The 21,302-nt window shown below is 47.4% G+C and carries 19 protein-coding genes; 7 read left to right on the forward strand and 12 right to left on the reverse strand.

Going from position 1 to position 21,302, the window contains the following annotated elements; all coding sequences use genetic code 11:
• Positions 1 to 234: 234 nt before the first annotated feature.
• From nikR to MHI14_RS25520, 6 genes are all read right to left on the reverse strand, one after another.
• Positions 235 to 774, reverse strand: coding sequence for a nickel-responsive transcriptional regulator NikR (nikR, locus tag MHI14_RS25495; RefSeq protein WP_341131509.1), 540 nt, complete (start codon positions 772 to 774; stop codon positions 235 to 237).
• 52 nt (positions 775 to 826) lie between these two features.
• Positions 827 to 1,840, reverse strand: coding sequence for an alpha/beta hydrolase (locus tag MHI14_RS25500; protein WP_341131510.1), 1,014 nt, complete (start codon positions 1,838 to 1,840; stop codon positions 827 to 829).
• Between the two features lie 92 nt (positions 1,841 to 1,932).
• A complete protein-coding gene (locus tag MHI14_RS25505; RefSeq protein ID WP_341131511.1) occupies positions 1,933 to 3,039 on the reverse strand; it encodes a hypothetical protein in 1,107 nt (368 codons plus the stop codon).
• 289 nt (positions 3,040 to 3,328) lie between these two features.
• On the reverse strand, positions 3,329 to 5,356 hold the full coding sequence (locus MHI14_RS25510) for a hypothetical protein (protein WP_341131512.1): 2,028 nt from the start codon (positions 5,354 to 5,356) through the stop codon (positions 3,329 to 3,331).
• A complete protein-coding gene (locus MHI14_RS25515) occupies positions 5,331 to 6,233 on the reverse strand; it encodes an ABC transporter ATP-binding protein (protein ID WP_091034215.1) in 903 nt (300 codons plus the stop codon). The genes MHI14_RS25510 and MHI14_RS25515 overlap by 26 nt, the downstream gene beginning before the upstream one ends.
• On the reverse strand, positions 6,226 to 6,615 hold the full coding sequence (locus tag MHI14_RS25520) for a GntR family transcriptional regulator (RefSeq protein ID WP_091034217.1): 390 nt from the start codon (positions 6,613 to 6,615) through the stop codon (positions 6,226 to 6,228). Before MHI14_RS25520 ends, MHI14_RS25515 begins: the two co-directional genes overlap by 8 nt.
• Positions 6,616 to 7,824: 1,209 nt before the next feature.
• On the opposite strand from MHI14_RS25520, the gene MHI14_RS25525 reads away from it, so the two are divergent.
• Positions 7,825 to 8,730, forward strand: a complete 906-nt coding sequence (locus MHI14_RS25525) for a futalosine hydrolase (protein ID WP_445670354.1) — start codon at positions 7,825 to 7,827, stop codon at positions 8,728 to 8,730.
• A complete protein-coding gene (locus MHI14_RS25530; protein ID WP_341131513.1) occupies positions 8,727 to 9,569 on the forward strand; it encodes a 1,4-dihydroxy-6-naphthoate synthase in 843 nt (280 codons plus the stop codon). The genes MHI14_RS25525 and MHI14_RS25530 overlap by 4 nt, the downstream gene beginning before the upstream one ends.
• 822 nt (positions 9,570 to 10,391) lie before the next feature.
• On the opposite strand, the gene MHI14_RS25535 is transcribed toward MHI14_RS25530, so the two are convergent.
• Together MHI14_RS25535 and MHI14_RS25540 are read right to left on the reverse strand one after the other, a co-directional pair.
• Positions 10,392 to 11,015 carry a pyroglutamyl-peptidase I gene (locus tag MHI14_RS25535; protein WP_339312446.1) on the reverse strand — a complete coding sequence of 208 codons (624 nt, stop codon included), beginning with the start codon at positions 11,013 to 11,015 and terminating at the stop codon, positions 10,392 to 10,394.
• Between the two features lie 21 nt (positions 11,016 to 11,036).
• A complete protein-coding gene (locus MHI14_RS25540; RefSeq protein ID WP_341131514.1) occupies positions 11,037 to 12,038 on the reverse strand; it encodes a Gfo/Idh/MocA family protein in 1,002 nt (333 codons plus the stop codon).
• A gap of 487 nt (positions 12,039 to 12,525) precedes the next feature.
• Between MHI14_RS25540 and MHI14_RS25545 the strand changes: the two genes are divergently transcribed.
• The 4 genes from MHI14_RS25545 (at position 12,526) to MHI14_RS25560 (ending at position 17,457) form a co-directional block, all read left to right on the forward strand.
• A complete protein-coding gene (locus MHI14_RS25545) occupies positions 12,526 to 14,256 on the forward strand; it encodes an AraC family transcriptional regulator (protein ID WP_341131515.1) in 1,731 nt (576 codons plus the stop codon).
• Between the two features lie 99 nt (positions 14,257 to 14,355).
• Positions 14,356 to 15,429: a FecCD family ABC transporter permease gene (locus tag MHI14_RS25550; RefSeq protein WP_341131516.1), complete on the forward strand. Its 1,074-nt coding sequence runs from the start codon at positions 14,356 to 14,358 to the stop codon at positions 15,427 to 15,429.
• A gap of 2 nt (positions 15,430 to 15,431) precedes the next feature.
• The gene (locus MHI14_RS25555) at positions 15,432 to 16,448 is read left to right on the forward strand and encodes a FecCD family ABC transporter permease (RefSeq protein WP_091034232.1); all 1,017 of its coding nucleotides are present in this window, start codon (positions 15,432 to 15,434) and stop codon (positions 16,446 to 16,448) included.
• A 61-nt stretch (positions 16,449 to 16,509) separates the two neighbouring features.
• Positions 16,510 to 17,457 (forward strand): iron-hydroxamate ABC transporter substrate-binding protein, encoded by a 948-nt coding sequence (locus MHI14_RS25560; RefSeq protein ID WP_289391343.1) that lies wholly within the window; start codon positions 16,510 to 16,512, stop codon positions 17,455 to 17,457.
• Positions 17,458 to 17,628: 171 nt separating this feature from the next.
• Here MHI14_RS25560 and MHI14_RS25565 read toward each other — a convergent pair whose 3' ends face one another.
• The 4 genes from MHI14_RS25565 to MHI14_RS25580 all read right to left on the reverse strand — a co-directional run bounded on the left by MHI14_RS25565 (position 17,629) and on the right by MHI14_RS25580 (position 20,594).
• Complete coding sequence (locus MHI14_RS25565; protein WP_341131517.1) at positions 17,629 to 18,087, reverse strand: macro domain-containing protein; 459 nt, start codon at positions 18,085 to 18,087, stop codon at positions 17,629 to 17,631.
• A gap of 23 nt (positions 18,088 to 18,110) precedes the next feature.
• Entirely contained in the window at positions 18,111 to 19,085 is a 975-nt protein-coding gene (locus MHI14_RS25570) for a TIGR02452 family protein (RefSeq protein WP_341131518.1), read from the reverse strand.
• The gene (locus MHI14_RS25575) at positions 19,078 to 19,563 is read right to left on the reverse strand and encodes an NADAR family protein (RefSeq protein WP_289391340.1); all 486 of its coding nucleotides are present in this window, start codon (positions 19,561 to 19,563) and stop codon (positions 19,078 to 19,080) included. The genes MHI14_RS25570 and MHI14_RS25575 overlap by 8 nt, the downstream gene beginning before the upstream one ends.
• A gap of 92 nt (positions 19,564 to 19,655) precedes the next feature.
• Positions 19,656 to 20,594, reverse strand: coding sequence for an NUDIX hydrolase (locus MHI14_RS25580; RefSeq protein ID WP_249911651.1), 939 nt, complete (start codon positions 20,592 to 20,594; stop codon positions 19,656 to 19,658).
• A gap of 240 nt (positions 20,595 to 20,834) precedes the next feature.
• On the opposite strand from MHI14_RS25580, the gene MHI14_RS25585 reads away from it, so the two are divergent.
• Entirely contained in the window at positions 20,835 to 21,269 is a 435-nt protein-coding gene (locus MHI14_RS25585; protein WP_249911652.1) for a MarR family winged helix-turn-helix transcriptional regulator, read from the forward strand.
• Positions 21,270 to 21,302: the final 33 nt, after the last annotated feature.

Genomic DNA, 21,302 nt, shown 5'->3' on the forward strand with positions numbered 1-21,302 from the left:
ACTTTTTAGAGAAATTGTAGCACAAAACACAAATTATATGTCAACAAAGTTCACTTCATAATCCATATTTTTTCATATTTCAGAATTAATAATTGAAAAGTTATATAACCAAGCATTTATAGCGCTCTATAAAGTCAGGTATTATAACAAACAAAAAACAGACGGTTGGCATCTAACCAATAGTCTGTTTTTTTGATTTGCTATATTCTCATAGAAATTACACTCGTATTTGTCTTACTCCGTAGAGCGATGATGATGATGGCTGTGACCATGCTGACCCGCACTGTGATTGTGATCCAGACTTTGATCCGGATTGCCATCCTGACCGCTACTCTGAGCATGAGCCAGTTTGTTGAGTTCATCTACATAAGTCACAGACAGCTCCGCATACAAAACACCTTTTTGTACCTGGATCTGTTGATGCAGATGACGCAATCGTCCCAAGTTACCTCTTACCGCAATAACCTCCAGGCATTGGTTATGGTTCAGGTGCACGTGCATATTGGAAATGATGTCATGATGCGCCTCGTGCTGCAGCTCCATCAAACGAATGGGAATATCACTAATATGGTGATCGTAGACCATCACAATGGTGCCAGCCACATCCTGGTCGGATTGTAATGCAGAAGGTTGCAGTAATGTTTTACGAACAAGATCACGGAAAGCCTCAGATCGGTTTTTGTATCCCTGTTCCTCAATATACTGGTCAAACTGCTCAATCAGAGGTGTAGGAAACGCCACCCCGAACCGGGTCAAATCTTCTTTATCTGCCATACTTCTCCTCCTGCGCCCTCATTTGCTTCGAGTGTACCACAGACTTGTCTGCTCATCGACTATACTGTTGCATGAATCGTACTGCTGAATGTATCGCCTGTTGTCCAGCGTCACTCTCCAGATCAAATTGATAATCATGTTCCAGCTTCTCTGATGAGTTCGAGAAAAACAAGGTTTCCACCTCAACATCAAGGCGCTTCAATACTTGTGCCAGCTCAATCGATTGACTGGTCAACGGGTCATCATTGCCTGAGGTAATAAATGCAGGCGGGTACTCTGCTGTGGCCTGAAGCACGGTCGACATTTCATATAGTCGTGGATAGTCTTCGAATGTTTTGACTCCGGTATATGACCAGAGAAATGTCCGTATGAGTGGAAAGCCTGTATTGGCTACTGTGCTTAAATTGTATGGACCACAGAATAGAAGAACCCCACGCAACTCTTCTGGCTGAGCGGCTGGTGTTATGTTCATCAGCTTGGCGAGAGAAGAATTTGTCACCACTGCCGCAGTCTGACTTGCAATCTGGGCACCTGCCGAATTGCCTGCGAGAAATATGTTTTCCGGGTCACCCTGATACTCACTGACATGGTTTTTCACGTAAGTCAAAGCCTGATTCGTCTGGATCACGGGAATGGGATATTTCGTATCCGGTGCGAGCGCATAATTCATACTGACCACAACGTAACCCTGCTTGGCTAATTGAACGGCATAATCTGCGATATCCTTTTTGTCACCCAAGACCCATCCACCGCCATGAACCCACAACACAACAGGCAAAGGTTCCGATGTTACGGAAGGATAATAGATATCCAGCGTACTGTCATTACGCCCTCCGTCTGCATAGGGTACATCCGCAACACGAATTATCCCATCCGAGAGCATAGTGTCCTTGCTATTTGTGTCTGGATTAGTAGTTTCAATTAATGATTTTAATAATAATACCGTTATTTTGGGTGTCCATTGTGTACCAATCCCGATAAAAACTATGATCAAAATTAGTACCATGCTGGGAATCCAGTACCGTTTACGTTTAAACCCTCTTGCCCCCGTACGTTTCGTTTCCAACTTGGACTGCAATAACTTCACCTCGTTCCATCATCATCGAAGCGTCTTTACGTCTAAAGTTGTGTACGTTGCGGAGAGGACCGGGTTTCCTCTTATTTGGGTCTTTTGGCAATTTCCTGTCTGACTTTCACATATGTATTGGATACTTTTTGCTCCAGTGTATGAATATTTTGTTTCGAGCCTGCCCACTTCTCCGCTGCAGAAGCCAATGTGTTCAATGAGCTGAGTACACGCGACGTTTGGCTTTGCTTTGTACTCTGTTTGAACTGTTGTAGAGCGTTGGAATATCGTTCTTTTGCCAGACTTGCCTGTTTTTTAGCCGTTTGAATCTGTTTCTTCGCGGAGTCAGCCCCTGCTAGCATAGCTCGTAAACGTTTTATTTCAGCGCTCTTCCGTTTACGTGCTTCAGCAAGTTCCTTTTTCTTGATCCGGATGTCTTCTCTGGCAAGCTTCACAACGGGTCTCAATGTGTCGGCCTGCGTACGGATCGCTGCACTCCATTCCTTATTTTTGATGGCTTTGGCTGCATCCAACTGTCTATTGACTGAACTATAGAGGGCGAATAGCGGTTCATATCGGGCTTGTGTTTGCTTTACCTTTTCAGCTAGAGCTGCGACCTTCGCATCATCGATTTGTCTTATTTCTACCCTTAATCGCTCCAATTCCGCGGTATTGGCTGCATGAAGTGTCTTTATTTTTTGTTCCCAAACCTGCTCTTGTGTCTTCCAGTTCCCCACTTTATCGTACGCTTGCTTCAACGTTAACTTGGTTTGTGCGTCGGCTTTGTTCAAAACGGAATCCCAGGCTTTCTGCGCTGTTACGCCAAGATCTATGCCCGCTGCCCCGGCTGTTGAAGCAAAATAAATCGTGCCTGCGCTGAACAGAATCACAAGCCCTATAAGCAGGCGTGATCTGAAAATAAGATGAGCGAACGATGACAATTGACCACGCAGGACGTTACTTTGTTCCATCATGTGACTATAGCTAGCTGCTATTGGGGGAGGGAACAGAATGTCACTCGTCTCCATTAAAGCTATATCTTCTGTAGCTATGTCTTCGATATGCTGTCGACCCTTCTTTTCTTCCAATAGGCCGTGATGTTCTATGAAGTTATGTGAGTTTGTTCGTTCCAATAGGGAAGAACAACACTCCATTGCCTCCTGTTCATTTATCGTTTCCTTCCACGCTTCTGTTTGCATGCGTCTCTAACACCCTTTCTTCTAAAATATTTAGCAGAATAGCCAACGAAATCAGCGAACGACAAAAAAGCACCCGCAAGTCAGGCATTTGCCTGCTCTTACGGGTGCTTCCCTCATAAGCCGTTCCATATGAGATTCGATTGAACGAGTCGCTCGAACCTTTCCTTTTTCTAATATATTCCATTCGTTGTATCTGGTCAAGTCGTACTAGTTTAACTGGTCTAATATCAACCCTTCAAACAACGGGAGAACCCTTCCCGCATTTAATCAACAACGTATACAGCTCAACTTATTGATTGACCAAAATAGCTTTCATTGCCTCGGTCAGATCCTCTTCTTTTAACATCATATAGATGTTCTCGCCACGAATTACATTCAACTTGATCTGATAAACGGTATCTTTCTCTGTTAGATAACCAGACCGTTGACGTTTGAGCAAATCGCTAATGATTTCTTTGTTTTGGGTTGCGACTTGCTTCTTGATGCTTTGATTCCCATCGATATATTCAGGCTGCGGAGTCGCCCACTGAAATGAACCCGGACTGTTGATCTCCTGCTTCGCAAACTGTGCGGAGACAATCTCGTCTGCCTGGACAAGCAACTGGTCGTATAATTTGTTCTCCTTCAGCCAAGCCAACACCCGATCATAGCTAGGTTTGATCTCAAAATTCCACATCTCCCTAGGTTGAAATGGATCTTTCGAAGTAGAGTCCTGATTCATCTCCACGTAAGCAAACGACTGCCATGAAGAGCGCTGTTCTTCATAGGTCTGATCCAAAATGTCCTGTTTCAACAATGCTTTGAATTCACGGACTTGCTCCGGATTGCTAATATACACCTTTCGGTATGAACTAATGGCAGAGCGAATGCCAAAACTTAATGCATCCTCTTCCAGCTTATACGTTTCAAAGGCAACTCTTTTGTAATCCTGGGACTGTTTCAGAGCCATTAATTCCTGATGAAATTCGGCTTCTGGAATATAATATTTACGTTTCATCACTTTGCCGTTATCCAGCTTGTAGTTAATAAATACATACTCATCGTTACGCATACCTGGATTGATTGGGTCATTCAGTATAGGAAGATCGGAATCCACAATTTTTTGATGAAGAGCGATAACTGCCCCCATGTATTCCGGATCATTAGAATAGAGGTGAGCATCGTCCTTTTTCTGAGTGACACCGTTACTGTAGGTATAACTCTCCCCACCAAGCTTGATGCTGTTCACCTTGCTCATTTCAGGCACTCGAGCGGCGTATCCATTCCAGTCGGCAATAGGTACGTACAGTATCAGACCAGCGATGATACCATATAGAATCAGCTTGGGTAGCAGCCTGCTGCTCCAGATCAGCCATGTTTTGCGAATAATCATCTCGGCAACGATATAACCTACAATTCCACCAAGAATATATCCGAATATTCCCCATCCAGCTGATCCTCTTGGAGCAATAATCGTGAAGTAAGCTCCGCCAATCAGAACCAACGTAAACATTAAACCAAATCGGAATATAGGTTTTACAAGAGTAAACGTAACTGCTTGCGTAGCAGATTCAACCTGTCTTCTCGCATAGAGCACATAACTCAGAGGAACAAACAGGATTGCGAATATCGAATAGATTATAAGTTCTCCATTAGTGATAGGAGCATAACTGATTGAAGCCATGCGAAGAACAAGTGACATTTCTTCCGCATTACGTCCCAATTCATCGTACGGATATCCAAGCAAATAATGCTGGAGATGAAGTGACATAATGAACCATACGACAACAGGTAACAAGAGGAGCGCGTATACGGTAAGCCCCTGCAACACAGATTGCCCGATGCACATGCCAACCGCCACAGTAAGCATGAACATAAATAGCGAGTAGATGCTCATACTCAAGCCCCACATCCAGATCGTACTGCCATCAAACAGAAAAGCAGGTTGATCCAGTACTGCCCATACCCAGCCGGTAATCGCAGTTGTAATCCAGATTGGAATCAGGATCATGGCAAATCCAGTCAACAGATTCACCGTTAATAGATGTTTACGACGTAACGGCAAACTATGGAACAGATCCGAAGGTGCACCAGATTGAATGTACCGAAAAAGAAAGATTCCAGCCGCTACGGGCAGTGTGATGGCGAACAAAATCTGCACTTCACCATTGGCCTGAAACAAACTTGTAATCTGTTGTGGCACGTCCCTGTACTCGGTAGCGATATATAGCGGAAGTGAGAACAACAATGTGATGAGATATAAAATGCCTATCCATCCATGCTGTCTGAAATTTTGGATCAGGATGCCCCGGTTACAGAACAATCGGTTGAATATCATACCCTGCGTCCTCCATTTCATAAATAAAGATTTCTTCGAGCGTCAAAGGCAGTACATCCAGCAGATACGGGTCATGTATACGGAATTGATCGGTTACCTGTTGTCGGTTGCCTTTGACAATGTACAGGGATACACTTCCCCGTTTCTCTTCATGCAAAATATCAATCTGCTCATCCATGGCTTTCGCATGGTCCGGGTGGCGGAAAGCGACCTGGATTTTATGCGTATCGGCCTTCAGATCATCGAGATCCTTCTCTACAATAATTCGGCCTTTGTGCATAATCGCCACATGGTCACACAGATCTTCGATCTCACGTAAATTGTGAGACGAGATAACAATAGTTACTTGACGCTCAGCTGCTTCCTGGAACAGCAGGTTTTTGATCTGCTGGCGCATGACCGGGTCGAGGCCGTCAATCGGCTCATCCATCAGCAGCACTTCAGGCATACAGCTAAGTCCCAGCCATACGGCTGCCTGACGACGCATGCCTTTGGACATACGATGCAGCTTGCGTTTTACATCCAGTTTGAACACGGTAGCCAGTTGCTTGAACCGCTCCTCATTCCAGCGCGGGTAGACAGAACGATAAAATGCAGCCATCTGAGTTATTGAAGATTGCGGAAAAAAGTACGGCGAATCGGCCATAAAAATTGTGCGGCCTTTGAGATCCATATTTTCATAAATCTCAGTACCCTCGATACGAACAGTCCCGCTGTCCTGACGGTAAATGCCAGCCATCATTTTGAGCAGCGAAGTCTTGCCTGCCCCGTTGGAACCGAGCAAACCATAGATCGACCCCTTATGTATGTTCATCGTTACGCCATCCACTGCCTTTTCCTGTTCAAACGCTTTGACGACTTGATTCAGCTCAATCATGAGGCTCCTCCTTCTCTATACGGGCCATCGCTTCCTCAAACAAAAGCGTCATATCCGCTTTGGTCAAACCGGAATACGAAGCTTCTGCAATCAACTTCACCAGAGACTCTCTGATCTCATCTCTCATGGCTTCATTCGGATGTTCCACAGACGATGATACGAAGCTCCCTTTTCCCTTCAAAGAATAAATGTAACCTTCACGTTCAAGCTCGCGATACGCTTTCTGAATCGTATTTGGATTTACGGTCAGCTGCGTGGATAACGCACGAACGGAAGGAAGCTGCTCGTCGGGCTTTAGAATACCGTATACGATCATTTCTTTGACTTTGTCCACTAGTTGCTCGTAGATCGCCTTACGGCTGCGTACATCTAATTCGAACATCCCGCACCTCCTTTCTGTAAATGTGTGAAATACCCTATGGGTTTAAATGACTGTATCTGAGGTGTATGTGTAGTTATCTGGGTGTAAAAAAGGCGTTACCTAAGCTGTACAGCTGTACCTATTCAACTCTTAGGTGTATTAACTGTACTACTATTATTAATACAGTGAAATCAAATTGTCAACCGTTGACTTTGACTTCTTGTTTTATTGGGAGTACGTTAATAAAGATAGGTTATATGGTTTAAATGACATATCAAACTATTGGAAGCAAGTTCATTTCTACTTAAGACGCGGCACGATCAGGGTGAAGTTCACATGAGGTGAGGCAAAACGGCTATCTGAAGCGATGTGGCTAGATGTGGCTACTCGAAGTGATACGGCTACCCAAAACTTTGCTTGACCGCTTTTGACAGAATTACGTGCAAAGGTTGTTCAGGTCTTTCCCCTTCCGTTATGATGGAGATGAAATATTTTTCAATAATCACTGTATCTTTGTTACTTTTGTGCGCGTTTAATCTGATTGGTTGTTCGTTCTGTTATGCGTTATATATGTTGTCTTACGTTATAGATCTATTGTCTGTACATTAGTTGGCTGTTTAGCAGGTAGCTATATTAGAGTTAGCGAGACTATGTACTTGCTTTAAATTCGGGTTTGCATAAATTGAGCTACTATTCAGTGATCGTGTGTAGACTGGGTCCGTTATTCGTTTGACTTGTTGGTTTAAAAAATCCGAAGGTCGATATATGATTCGCGTTAATTGAGTCGGGGCAGTCTTCAGCCTTTTTAATCGTTTATCTGTTCGTTTGGAGTGCCAACTCGTGCTGTCCGCACTGAGCATACATATTGCATATTTGTCTTTCAAAGGGTGGACAAGGACATGAGAAATCACCCTGAAATTGATATTCTACATATAGATAATTTTTAATTTTATATCTGAAAACATCTATATATAGTGTTTCATTTTCCTGGATGGATGTAGTATCTTTTTAGAAAAAGTGTCCACTCTTTGAAAGACAAAATGAAGGTAAATGTCCTTTTGTAGTGGACAAATATATGCCCGAATTCCATTTATATAAGCTGAACTATACATTTACACGAAAATATAGAAGTAAGTAATAACCCTAAGAAGTGTAACTAGAAGCTTGCTGTAAGAAAGATACTATGGAGGCATATGTTACACTTCTAATACCTCATAAGGAGAATCCGAGATGAATGAACATAGACAGGATGAAGATCTGAATAATAAACCAAACGCATTATTCGAAAATAGTGGACACCACAGGGATTTAACCGGGGAAATAAACACTTCAGATATAAGTCCGGTCCAAGCAAATTCATCACAACGTGTGTTAATTGTAACCGCGGTTGATGCGGAGAAAGATGCGGTCCTCCGCGGTTTGGGAGATACGGCCGCGGAACGATTTGACGTCATTGCTGCGGGCGTTGGCCCAGCCTCGGCCGCAGCAGGAACAGCCGCTACATTGGCATATGCCGTAGCGGCTGCAAGCACAAGGGCTTTGGCGCAAGGTTCTACTGCGCCAAGCCCATCCGATGTGGCACAGGCATCTGCCACATCTTCAAGGCCGGGGCCCCTTGCCGGAGCCGGATCTTCACCAGCCTACATGCTGGTGATCAGTGCCGGCATCGGCGGCGGGTTCCCCGGCCGGGCAGACGTCGGCTCCCTCGTGGTAGCCGACGCCATGGTTGCTGCCGATCTGGGCTCGCAGACGCCAGATGGCTTCCTTAGTGTGGACGAGCTCGGATTCGGCTCGTCCATTGTGGCGGCGGACGCGGAGCTTGCCGCTCGCCTGCGCCATGAGCTGCAGCGGGCCGGGCTCGCTGTCAGCGGAGGCACTGCGGTCACCGTTTCCACGGCGACCGGAACAGCGGAGACGGCCGCGGAGCTATTGCGCCGCGTGCCGGATGCCGCCGCCGAAGGCATGGAAGGCTTCGGCGTGGCAACAGCTGCCCAGCAGTTCGGCGTGCCAGCACTCGAACTGCGGGCCATATCTAACGCGGTCGGTCCACGCGACCGCGACGCTTGGCGCATCAAGGATGCCCTCGATGCGCTTCAGGCTGCAAGTTCCATTTTACGGGAGGTTATTACATCATGAAAATTGCATTTTCCCCTTGTCCAAATGATACATTTATCTTTCACGCGTGGGTGCACGGATTGATCCCGGGCGCACCTGAGCTGGATGTCCGTTATGCTGATATTGATATTACCAATGGTCTGGCGGCAAATCCCGATGGACCTGACACACCTGAAGTGATGAAAATATCTTATGCAGCACTGCCATACGTGTTGTCTGACTATGCTCTGCTTCCTGCTGGAGGCGCACTTGGCAGAGGTTGTGGTCCTTTGGTTCTGACCGCAAATGGTACGACCGATCCAGCCTATCTGTCTGGACGACGAGTTGCTGTGCCAAGTGAACGCTCGACAGCATATCTATTATTCCGTCTGTGGGCAGCGCAAAATGTTCCCGGCGGTGTAGGCGAGATTGTAGTAATGCCATTCGACCAGATCATGCCTGCTGTGCGAGACGGCAAGATTGATGCCGGACTTGTCATCCATGAAGCACGTTTCACGTACCAGAACTATGATCTCAAACTGATGACGGATCTCGGGAACTGGTGGGAAAGCGACACAGGCCTTCCGATCCCGCTTGGAGCGATCATCGCACGTCGCAACATGGATGCTCATGCCCTCGCCGGATGGGCACGCGCCTCCGTTGAATATGCATGGGCGCACCCGGATGAGTCGAGAGCATACGTTATGGAACATGCCCAAGAAATGGACCCTGACGTAGCTGCACAGCATATCGGACTGTACGTTAATGAGTTCAGCGCCAACCTGGGTGATGATGGTTACGATGCAATCACTGCACTGCTTGGCCGCGCCATGAAAGAAGGACTCGTTCCTGAGTTCGACCTTGATCTGTTGCGAATCTAACTTTGATTTAATTTGAGTTAGTTTCTCTTCGCTCTATATCTAAAGAACACAGCACATCTTTTTTAGCCGAATAACGTGGTATGAGAATTCTAAAGAATCCCAGACACTCTATTTAGCTAAAATTCGTTCATATCACCGACAAACACGCCTAATGCCACACAATAACGCTTCTACGATTCGTTAGAAATTGGTGAGTGCGGATTTCCAGTGAATAGCGTGCGCTCGGTTCGTTAGAGTCCTGTACAGGGTACATTCGGGGAGACAAACTTTTTAGCTAGCCAGGATGATGGTCGTGTTCTAACTTCTTGTTTTTTAAGGGTTTGGTTACTTCGGGTTAATAAAGGTTGTATTCAGAAAGCTCATGAATCGGAGTCTGTTCTTTAACTCCCCCGTACCTATTTAGCTGAATCTCTACTTCCAGCAAGATTTGTAAAAGCCTTACTGGGTTTCGAGTTTGCGTTTTCGGGTTTCGGATTTGCGGTTTGCGGTTTTAAAGTCTGATTTTTAACTAGGCCACTAACCATGTTGGACTACACATGATATTGAAAGAGCTGTCCCTTAACGTCAGACTTATGACAACGTTAAGGGACAGCTCTTTTTTTTATTTATTCAACTTCATATCTATACTCATATCTATCACTCTACTCAACCCAAGATCGAAGCAGAAAGAAACCCTTGCAACTCCACGCTCTCCACGTCATCTTGAACCCTACTGTACTCCATCATCCCACCCCACAGCTCTCCCTTTCACAACTGCGGTCTACGAATCCGACCATCGCCTACGATCTGCTGCAACCGCAGCCGAACACTCGCAACCTTCCCCTACGAATCAGCCACAACCGTGCGGATCATAATCCGTAGCGCATCCAACATCATGGGAATAGGCAGCGAAGGAACGGAAGGCTGCAACACAGCCATCTCTGTAGAGGCGGGAAAGTGTACAAATCCGGCACGGATCGGAAGTTGCCCTACTCGAATGTGATCCAGCACCCGGTACATTGTGTTGTTGCAGATATATGTACCTGCTGTATTGGACACGGCAGCGGGAATACCTGCTGCGGACATGTCATTCACCATGGCACGTATGGGCAACGTGGAGAACAAACCGTCCGGGCTGCCATCTGCAATGGGCTCGTCCACAGGACGCTGCCCCTGGTTATCTGCGTAGGAGCCAGGCGGAATATCTTTGACATTCACGGCGATCCGCTCCGGTGTGATGGACGTTCTGCCCTTGGCCAGCCCACAGGCGATGACAACATCTGGCCGATAGGCTTCCATCTCTGCGATCAGCAGGTCTGCACATTCATCGAAGTGCACGGGCAACAGTACTGTTTTTAGCTCAGCACCCTCGATCACTTCGTTTGCAAGAGCCTCCATTAACACCCCCGTCGGATTCACCGCATCCCCGCCAAAAGGTTCAAACCCGGATATCAGAATCTTCACCATCACATGTCAGCTCCTGTCTGTTTACTCCGATTTGTAACGCAAACCCCACTGGCCCCGAATGGTGTCCATCAGCTTCATAATTTCCAGAGATTCGTCCAGTTTAATGGTATTGCTCTCCGTGCGGTCTTCTAGGATACAGCGCCCCGCTTCTTCTGCCTCAAAAGCATAACCAATGCACGTTCGATCATCCGTGAACTTCTCCGGCTCATCCTGACCATTCACATGCAGATAGGCTTCTTTGCCCGCCAGGAATAAAGGTAGACGAATCTTGCCTTCCGTACCGTATATGACGGCTTCATTGCTGAGGTTCAGACGAATGGCAGCACTCAGTGATGCAGAACGTCCCTCGGAATAGGACAACAACACGGAAAACTGCTCGTCCACACCCGTTTCACCGATATTGGCCGTACTCCATACATGCTGGGGCTGTTCGCCAAAGATCATCGAAGCAAAAGAAATCGGGTACACTCCTGCATCCAGCAATGCGCCCCCACCCAGATCCGGATTAAGCAACCTTCCTTCCGGCTCCCAGCCAACACGGAATCCAAAGTCTGCCTGGAGCAAACGTACTTCACCGATTCGTCCTTCTGCAATCCATGCTCTGGCTTGAGCGATTGGTGGCAAAAAGCGTGTCCACATCCCTTCCATCAGGAAAAGGTTGCGCTCCCGTGCCGTCTCCACCAGTTGCTCCAACTGACGCGCATTCATCGTAAACGGCTTTTCACAGAGCACCGCTTTACCTGCCTCCAGACAAGCCATTACATTCTCCTTATGCACAGGATGAGGTGTGGCCACATAGATAATATCTACCTCAGGATCTTGCAGCATCTCTTCATAAGAACCGTAAGCGCGTGCAAAACCATATTCAGCTGCAAACTTCTCCGCACTTCCCGCTGTCCGTGAACCTACCGCTGCTTTCTCTGCGTTCCCGGCATGCTCCAAATCCTTTGCAAACTGGGATGCAATCCATCCCGTGCCCATAATGCCCCAGCGTACCTTGTCCCGTCCCACTACTTCTGTCATATTAAAGCCTCCCTACTGCAATTTGAGTTGAAAAGGTTCATGATTCAGATCAGGCCAACATGTTATCCCCTTTATTTTACCAAAAAGAAACGCTTACGTCAGAAAACGATTTCGATTATGTGCTTTCAATAGAATTCAAGCTCATCAGGGCCTCGAACATATCTGTGTACATTTCAATTCTCCAGTAGATTTGCTAAGATTATCAGCAGACTAGGGCCAAGAAGTCTTGTCCCTAAACATACTTGTAACTAGCGACAATCTGGTTAAACTATCGATCACATCTGATAACGGGATCATACCCGTGTGCTATTCATAAAACATCTGACTATACTGCAAACGCGCTTTTGACAAGGCTGCCAGTAATCATAATATCATGCGAAACGCATCAATAGACGTTCAAGAAAGACCTTCAGGTCCAAGAAAATATGGTAAGTTCCAGATTCAATCATTACCTAACTGTTCAAAAGAGAGGAGGTCGCATAGCACCATGACTACCATTCCCGGTACCACCCACAGCGGCATGAATCCACACATGTTACATCAGCAGACAAGTCCCAATGTAGAAAAGGAATCCTCAACCCGGGCAGGCCTGGATGCCTTCCTGAATGATACCCTGATTGAACTTCGTCAGGCAGAACATATAATAACCCGTGGGAAATGGCGCTGGTCCACAACTGAGCTAGCTCATCATACCTTCATATACATGCACAAATTCACAGGCCAACTGATCATGAATGAGACCGAATCCCACGTGGTTCGCAAATCAGCTTGTCTGTGCACACCAGGAACTGCAATTGAACTGATCGGAGATGAAGACCATGATATTGAACTGTATATCATTCACTTTGATCTGTATCGGGCTACGGAGAAGACAAAAGCCAGACGAATCTACGAACGTGAGCTCAGTTCACCTGTTACAGGCTGGATTCAGGGCCCATTTTACGGTATACAGCGCATTGCCGCACAGCTTACACAATTAACCAACGAAGGTTTGGAAACAGGCCTGAAGGCACAGCTCCTCCTGACAGAACTGTTACATATACTCTGGCCTCAAGAAGACCAGACTGACGTAGTGGCTGGACAGGATGAACCCGAACAGTGGCTCAGGTCCACCCTGCAATACATGCGCGAAAACTACATGCACGAGATCAAGCTGGAAAAGTTGGCTGAACTGGCTGAAATGCATCCATCTTATTACTCACAGCTATTCAAGAGCCGCATGCAGAAGAATCCGATTGAATACATCACTCATCTGCGTATGAACCGGGCCAAGGAATTGCTGCTCACTTCCGATCTGCGTATCCGTGATGTGGCTCGTGAAGTGGGTTACCGTGACGAATTCTATTTCAGCAGACGTTTCCGGAACCATGCTGGTTATGCGCCAACTTCCTATTCGAAGCAGGTCCACCGGAATATCGTGTCGCTCTCCTATCCATACACGGATCACCTGATGACACTTGGCATCACGCCATGTGCAGCTCAGATTCAGGGCCACCTGCCTCATATGCCCAAATCGTTGGCGCTACCCTTCCACGCTTATGAACCGTGGGAACAGGGACGTCAGGCATTCCTGGATGTAAATCCTGAATTGATTCTGACCAAGGATAATGCAGCAGCAAAAGCCATGGAGCACATTGGCGATGTCGCCCCCATCATCACGATTCCCTGGAACCAGACAGACGTATTTGGTCATCTGCATCAGATTGCATCCATTGTGGATCGTACCCAAGCAGCGACAGATTGGCTGGATCGACATGAACGCAAGGCAGAGCGTGCACGCAAAAAAATCAAGGAATTCGTCGGGGACATCACCGTTGCCGTTGGCACGTTAACGCCTAAAGGTCCACGGATGTACAGCCATCGCAACTTCGGACATGTCTTTTATCGAACCTTGCAATTGGCCGCTCCTCAGCGGATTCAGACCGAACTGGCTGGCAAATCTCCCGGCGTTGGATTCAACTGGCTGCCCTTCACACCAGGGGAATGGGAAGGACTGGAGGCAGATGTGCTAGTACTGGCGATTAATTCTATGCATGAAAAGGCAACACTGTTGAAAGAGATGGCTTCGAATCCACTGTGGAACAGCCATCCTGCGGTAAAAAACGGACGTGTACATCTCATCGACTGGAACTCATGGGTCGTATATGCTCCATATTCCATCAACATCCAGCTCGATGAAGCGCTCTCTATGTTGACGAACAAACCTTCACTTTTGTAATCTAAAAAATGTCCATCTCCAGAATCTTAATTTATGCCATGTACGGGCCTGAATTAAGATTCTATAATGATCACTAATTGATAATGATAATCAATAACAATGAAATGCGTTGTTGGTACCAAAGGAGTGACCCGTATTCAACATCCGGGACTGCCACATCGTCCGTCTAATTCAAAAAAATCTGCAGTGACCGTTGGGCTGACGTTTTTGTCTGGCATAGCCATACTGCTGCTAAGTATGTTTGTCGCAATCTCTTTAGGTGCCAAAGGGTTAACGCTGGAAACCGTATGGGCTGCCATATTTCAGTACAACCCAGCTTTGACACCACATCAGATTATTCATGAACTGCGGCTGCCTCGTGTCCTTGCCGCGGTTATTATCGGTGCTGCCTTTGCCGTTGCAGGAGCTTTAATGCAAGGTATTACGCGTAATCCGCTGGCAGACACGGGCATTCTGGGCATCAATGCTGGAGCCACTTTTGTCGTAGCACTGAGCTTTGCCTTTTGGCCCGGACTGCCGTACGGCTGGATTATGTTTTTATCATTCCTGGGGGCTGTTCTCGGCACACTGCTTATCTTCCTGCTTGGAATGGCAGCACCTGGTGGTCTGAATTCCATCAGACTGACCGTTGCCGGAGCCGTTATTGCAGCCATGTTAACCTCGCTCAGCACAGGAGTTGCCATTTATTTTGACCTGAGTCAGGATCTGGCCTTCTGGTATGCGGGAGGTTTTGGCGGAATAGAATGGCGGCATCTCAAGCTGATTCTTCCCGTGCTGCTCGCCACACTAGTACTGATCATGCCACTCGCCCGGCGTGTATCGCTTATGTCACTCGGTGAAGAAGTGGCGATTAATCTCGGGATCAACCTGCGCTGGACGAGGTTTCTTGCCCTCGCAGCGGTTGTTGTGCTGGCTGGTGTGTCCGTGTCGGCAGTAGGCTCGATTGGATTTGTCGGACTTGTCATCCCCCATATCTCACGCAAACTGGTGGGTGTGGATTATCGACTCATCATTCCGATGTCTTCTCTGCTTGGAGCGATATTACTGGTGCTCGCCGATCTGGGATCACGCATCGTGAACCCGCCCGAGGAACTCGCGGTAGGCATTATGGTCGCTTTTGTCGGTGTACCGTTCTTCCTCTATCTGGCCCGTAAAGAAAGGAGGGCCTTGTAGCGATGAATTTTAATACACCCTCACGAGGTAAACGTTCGATAGTTGTCAGTATCACGCTGCTCTGCATCGCCATTGCCGTTATTGTGATCAGCCTGAACACGGGAACCATTCGTCTCTCCCCAGTGGCTGTGTTACAGACTTTGTTTGGTAATGGCAGTTCGGATGATCAGATTGTACTGTTTGATTACCGACTTCCTCGCATCCTTGTAACTGTACTGGCCGGAGCAGGACTTGGTATTGCTGGAGCAGCCCTGCAAGGGATTACCCGCAATCCACTGGCGGACCCGGGTATTCTGGGATTACATGCGGGGGCAGCATTTGGACTAATGGTGTTTGTTAGTCTCTCCTTTACAATGGATGGCTCTGTAGCCTTGTTAATTCCGTTGTTTGCTTTTGCAGGCAGTGTTGCCGCCGCTCTGATCATCATGCTGCTGTCCTATGATCGGCACAACGGCGTATCACCCATTAAGCTGATTCTGGTGGGAATCGCGGTAGCGGCCGGGTTCCATGCGTTGACACTCTACCTATCCCTGCGTCTGGATGAAGACACCTATTCGTTTGCCGCTCGCTGGTTGGCAGGTAGCGTCTGGGGCCGGGATTGGATTCATGTGCAAGCATTGCTTCCTTGGGTGGTGTTATGTATCTCGTACATCTGGAGTCGATCCAAAACGCTCGATGCCTTCAATCTTGGAGATGCTGCCGCAACCAGTATCGGGACACCTGTCCGATCCCAGCGTATTATTTTGCTGCTCTGCGCCGTGGCCTTGTCTGCCGTTAGTGTATCGATGGCTGGCGGGATCGGCTTTATCGGTCTGGCAGCGCCACATCTGGCGCGCAGGCTTGTCGGTCCGATGCATCGGCATCTGATCCCTGCTGCCGGACTCATCGGTATGGTTATTCTGGTGACCGCCGATACGATCGGGCGAACGATCTTTCAGCCTAACGCCATTCCGGCAGGCGTGGTGGTTGCTGCGATTGGTGCACCTTACTTTTTGTACCTTTTAGTACGAAGCAAGTGATCTTTTTTTTCAAAAAACAATAAAGACATCCAAGAGATGTTCAAGGAGAATGTGACTACCCATGTTAAAGAAAAATCTTATGCTTGTCATGAGTATCTGTCTGGTGCTTGTGCTCGCAGCCTGTGGAACGGCCAATAATTCATCATCTGCTTCTGACGGATCGTCCACGGATACTTCAAGCAAAAATCAGGACAACAGTGCAAGTTCAGGAGAGCCACGTATTGCCTCCATGTCGATCCATCTGACCAATGATCTGCTGTCTCTCGGTATTACTCCAGTTGGTTCCGTTATCGGTGGCGAAGCCAAAGGCTTCCTGTCCCATGTTGCTGATCAACTTCAAAATACAACGCCACTTGGTCCGGTTAAAGACCCGGATATGGAAGCTTTGCTTGCCCTGAAACCCGATGTGATCTATCTGGACGAAGAATTCTCCGGTGGTGATATTGCCAAATTCGAAAAAATTGCTCCGGTGCATGTCTTCAATCTGGATGACGGTACATGGCGCGATCATCTGAAAGACATTGGCAAACTCGTGAATCGCGAGAAGGAAGCCGATCAATACATTCAGGACTACGCGACCGAAACGGAAGAAGTGAAATCTCTGATTCAAGACACGATTGGTGATGGAACAGTAATGGCGATCCGTGTTACTGCCAAGGAATTACGTGTGTTCAGTACACGCCGTCCCATGGGTCCCATTTTGTATGAGGATCTCGGTCTGACTCCTGCCAAAGGGATTACAGATATCGATTCGACTAAACCGTATCAAGTCGTCTCCCGTGAAATATTGCCGGACTATGATGCAGATGCAATCTTTGTGGTTGTGAATTCGGATGATGAAGCCCAGACCATGTTTAAGGAGCTGCAAAATAATCCGATCTGGCAAGGTCTGAAAGCAGTCAAAGCCGGTCACGTCTACCCGATTGGAGCACAACCTTGGCTCGATTACTCATCGATCGGTAATAAAATGGCCATGGATGAAGCCAAAGAAATGTTCTCCAAAAAATAAAGTGTCCGATACATCTGATACCTATCATCTATAAAAAACAATAAAAAACCTCACTTTGAATTGGAACAGCGTAGGTATGAATGATACTTACGGTGTATTCCCCTCAAAGCTGAGGTTTTTTGCGTTGGATCTGCCAGCAAGCTGCAGTCCATCCTCTTCCACCAGGTGCGCTCATAGTGTACAGATAATGATCTCAACATCCGTATCGGCAAAAGTTTCCTGGATAATCGGACTGACTTTCTCCCATTTCAGTCTGTCCAACCCGCATCCTATTCGGGGCATCGCCAGTTTCGTAATACCATCCTTCACACACACGTCTCGCATGGATTCTACCGCATTAGTCAACGATTGATACGTCGGCTTATTGGAGAACTTGGCCTTGGTGACCAGATTCAGCGTCCGTCCTACCGGATAACATCGTCCAATCTCAAGTGGCTCTTGTCCCGCCTGTTCTTGAAGATCCTCCAAACCGAATCGCTGGCGAAACTGTACTGCAATGCCCTTGCCCATCCTTGCATCAGCTGATATGCAGTGCGCAAGCGTGTACTCATCCCCCAGTTCAAATAAATCCTGTTCTCTCTCATGAAACTGCATCGCATTCATCTCCTTTTGTCCTGCTTCCTTCTTCAAGCTACATCCTTTGTTCTACTTAATTAGCCCTCTGCCAAAAAACGTTGAAATGCCTTTAAAGTTCTCTGACCTGCGGATCGATCATATACCGCAAATACAATTCGTTCAAAGGAGTCCTTAAATCCCTCTCCAACTAACACATCATGAAAATACTTCGCCACCACTGCCGGTTCATTACGAAATACGCCGCAACCGTACGCGCCCAGAACAATCGTACGGTGACCGCTGGAAACAGCCACATCCAGAATATAACGAATACGTTCCTTCATCACGGACTCAATCTGTAGATCATCCGCTTCTCCACGCTCTTTCACCACACCCGCATTCACCGCTGGCGCAGTAATGAATGATGATACATAATATTTGTCCAGCAATCGGTCTTCGTCATCCCGGATCACCGGAACATCCGGTGAATAGATCATATAATTCGAATAGAGACCCGATCGCTGTTTGCGATTGTAATCGTACATTTCATCCATTTGGGCGATGCACGGGTATAGTCCTGTCGCTCGGGCCAGACTCTCTTCCTGTGCCTGACTTCCGCCTAGGAAACCGCCGCCAGGATTTTTCGCCGATGCAAAGTTCAGACAGACCACATCTTCTCTTCCTTCAGCTACCGTCAAACGTAAAGCAGCTCCAAGTGTAGTCTCGCCAGTAACTTCAATGCGACCCGGTGCAGCCTCAACTCCAGCGGATGGGGCCGTGGGTTGAATTCCAACGTAAGCTTCTGTACGAAGCTTTTCTCTGAGCGCGGACAATTCTGCTGGACGGTATAACACCGAATTTCGGATGGCTTGCTGCACATCGGTACCTATCTCAACCTTGCGATCATACCCATTTACGTATTTCCCTTCATCCAAAATAGCCAACGTCTGCTGTGCGATATTAGCCCGAATAGTACGTGGATTGGAGCCGGCAATACCACTTGATCTATCGAGTTTACTGTTGTTGCTGTATCGCCCACTGCTATTGTTTATATCCTGTTGTTGATCACTCATCTGAATCACATCCTATATCTTCTCTTAGACGGGTCAAAATCTCACCCAGCCAGTTGGTTCCCCGCCATGTTCTTCTATTACGAATATGCGGGTCTTCCTCCGCCAGTCCCACACCCCAGATGCGATCATCCGGGCTTGCTTCCACTAGGGTCGTTCCACGAGTAGCACGCAACGCGGTTAGCAGTTCTTCGTTTTGTGTAAATTTGGCCAAATTACCCTCGTAAACGATGCGCTGGCACTCAGCTTCCCATAAAGTCTGGTCGAAGCCTGCAACCTGTCTGCCTAGCTTTTTTTGTACCGAAGCAGAGCTTGCCTTCAGAATCTTGTCTGCGATGGTATGATCGCCAAACAGCAGCGCTTTCTGGTGCATCATGTATTGCTCCGCACTCGTGTAGTGAATCCCGTTCACGGTAAAATCCGCCGGGTGCCACTGTGAGAACGGAGATGCAGTCCGCCAGAAAAACGTAAACTTTTCCATCCATATCCCCTCTTTACATGCTCCTCATGTATGCAATCATCCCGCAAACATCTTGAATGACTTCATTCGATTTCAGTGATGCACACCATCTTCTATAAGTTCTGTCTCTCTGGATTCAATCTGTATAAGCGTGATGGTCGATGACCGGCACTGCTCGCATACTCTCCTGTCTCAATGACCCAATCGGCGATTTTGCGCCGGAAAGCGGCAGCCAGCAGTTTTTTGCCACTGATGATCTCATGTACTTTCTGAAGTGCAGTCAGCGTAAACGTCTCCGGCATCAGATTAAATGCAATATCCGTGTACTCGATCTTGGATCGCAGACGTTCAAGCGCATAATGAATGATCTTGGCATGATCAAATGCAATCCCCTGAACCTCCCCCAACGTCAAACGATGGCTCCGTACTTTTCCTTCTATTGTTTCTTTCGTCTCAACAATTGCCGATAACTCTTCTGTTCCATTGGTCAAAATCAACTGCAGCCTGCGTTCTGTCACACGTCCACGCTCATGGATATGGCGTTTCTCTTCCAGAAGTCGCTGTTCCACCCGAAACCAATTGGCCTCACTGGCATCATCGCCAGCCTGAAGCTCCAACTCGCTGCTATCCACCAGCGCCATATAGGAACAGCTGATGACCCGTGTACGCGGATCTCGCTCCACATCTCCCCAGGTGTACAGTTGCTCCAGATAAATATCATCCAGCCCCGTCTCCGTCAACAATTCCCGCCGAGCAGCATCTTCCAATGATTCCTGCATGGAGACAAATCCACCCGGTAACGCCCACTGTCCCAGATAGGGATGGCCACCCCGCCGGATCAGCAGTAACTGGAGTTCGGGTTCCGCGAGCTTGCGATAGTTCTCCTGAGCCTCACTGCGTATCGTAAAGACCAACATGTCCACGGTGACGGAAGGACGTTCGTAATCACCAGCATTATACGTTTCCAGAAACTGTTGTTCACTGATATGTATCTGATCCTGATGCTCCCGGTAATCGGGTGCTTTTCCTCCAAAGGAACCTTCGTAAGTCATAATATACAAACTCCATTCTGTTATTAACAATATGTTATTAACAATTAGATAATATCAATTTATCACATCATTTTATCTTAGGTCAATATTTCCAGTCCAAAATAAATGATCTGTATTCACTTGACGATATGTCAAATCAAACTTAAGATTTAGTTAGTCGACTAACTAAATGTGCGTATTCAAAAAGTCTGGTATTCAGTATCGAGAAGATGGAATGAAGGTAGAAATGGAGTAGATGATATGAACCCAGTCCAAAACGATCGGTTAATGGGACAGCTATCCGAACTCGTGAAACTAAAACGTTACAAGGTTCATGAGAAACTTGTGAACCACCCCGAGTTATATCCGGGGCAGCCCCCTTTGTTGTTCCAGCTTGAACGGGAAGATGGCCAATCCCAGAAAAATCTGGCCGAACAACTTCAGCGCAGTCCCGCTACGGTGACCGTCATGCTTAAGCGCATGGAAACATCCGGTTATGTGAGACGCGAAGCAGACCCGAAGGATCTGCGCAGTCTGCGGGTCTATCTGACGGATCAGGGGCGCTCCGCGTTACAAGAATTGAGAGAAGTGATTCAGGAGTTGGAACAGCAGGCCCAGAAAGATTTTACACCGGAAGAATCCAGGATCATGTCTCTGCTTGCACAGCGTATGCTCCAAAACCTGCGTGAATCCTGAGTTGATGCAGACTGGCAACATCGCACCAATTGA

It is taken from the genome of Paenibacillus sp. FSL K6-2393 (genome assembly GCF_038002545.1).
Classification (GTDB): domain Bacteria; phylum Bacillota; class Bacilli; order Paenibacillales; family Paenibacillaceae; genus Paenibacillus.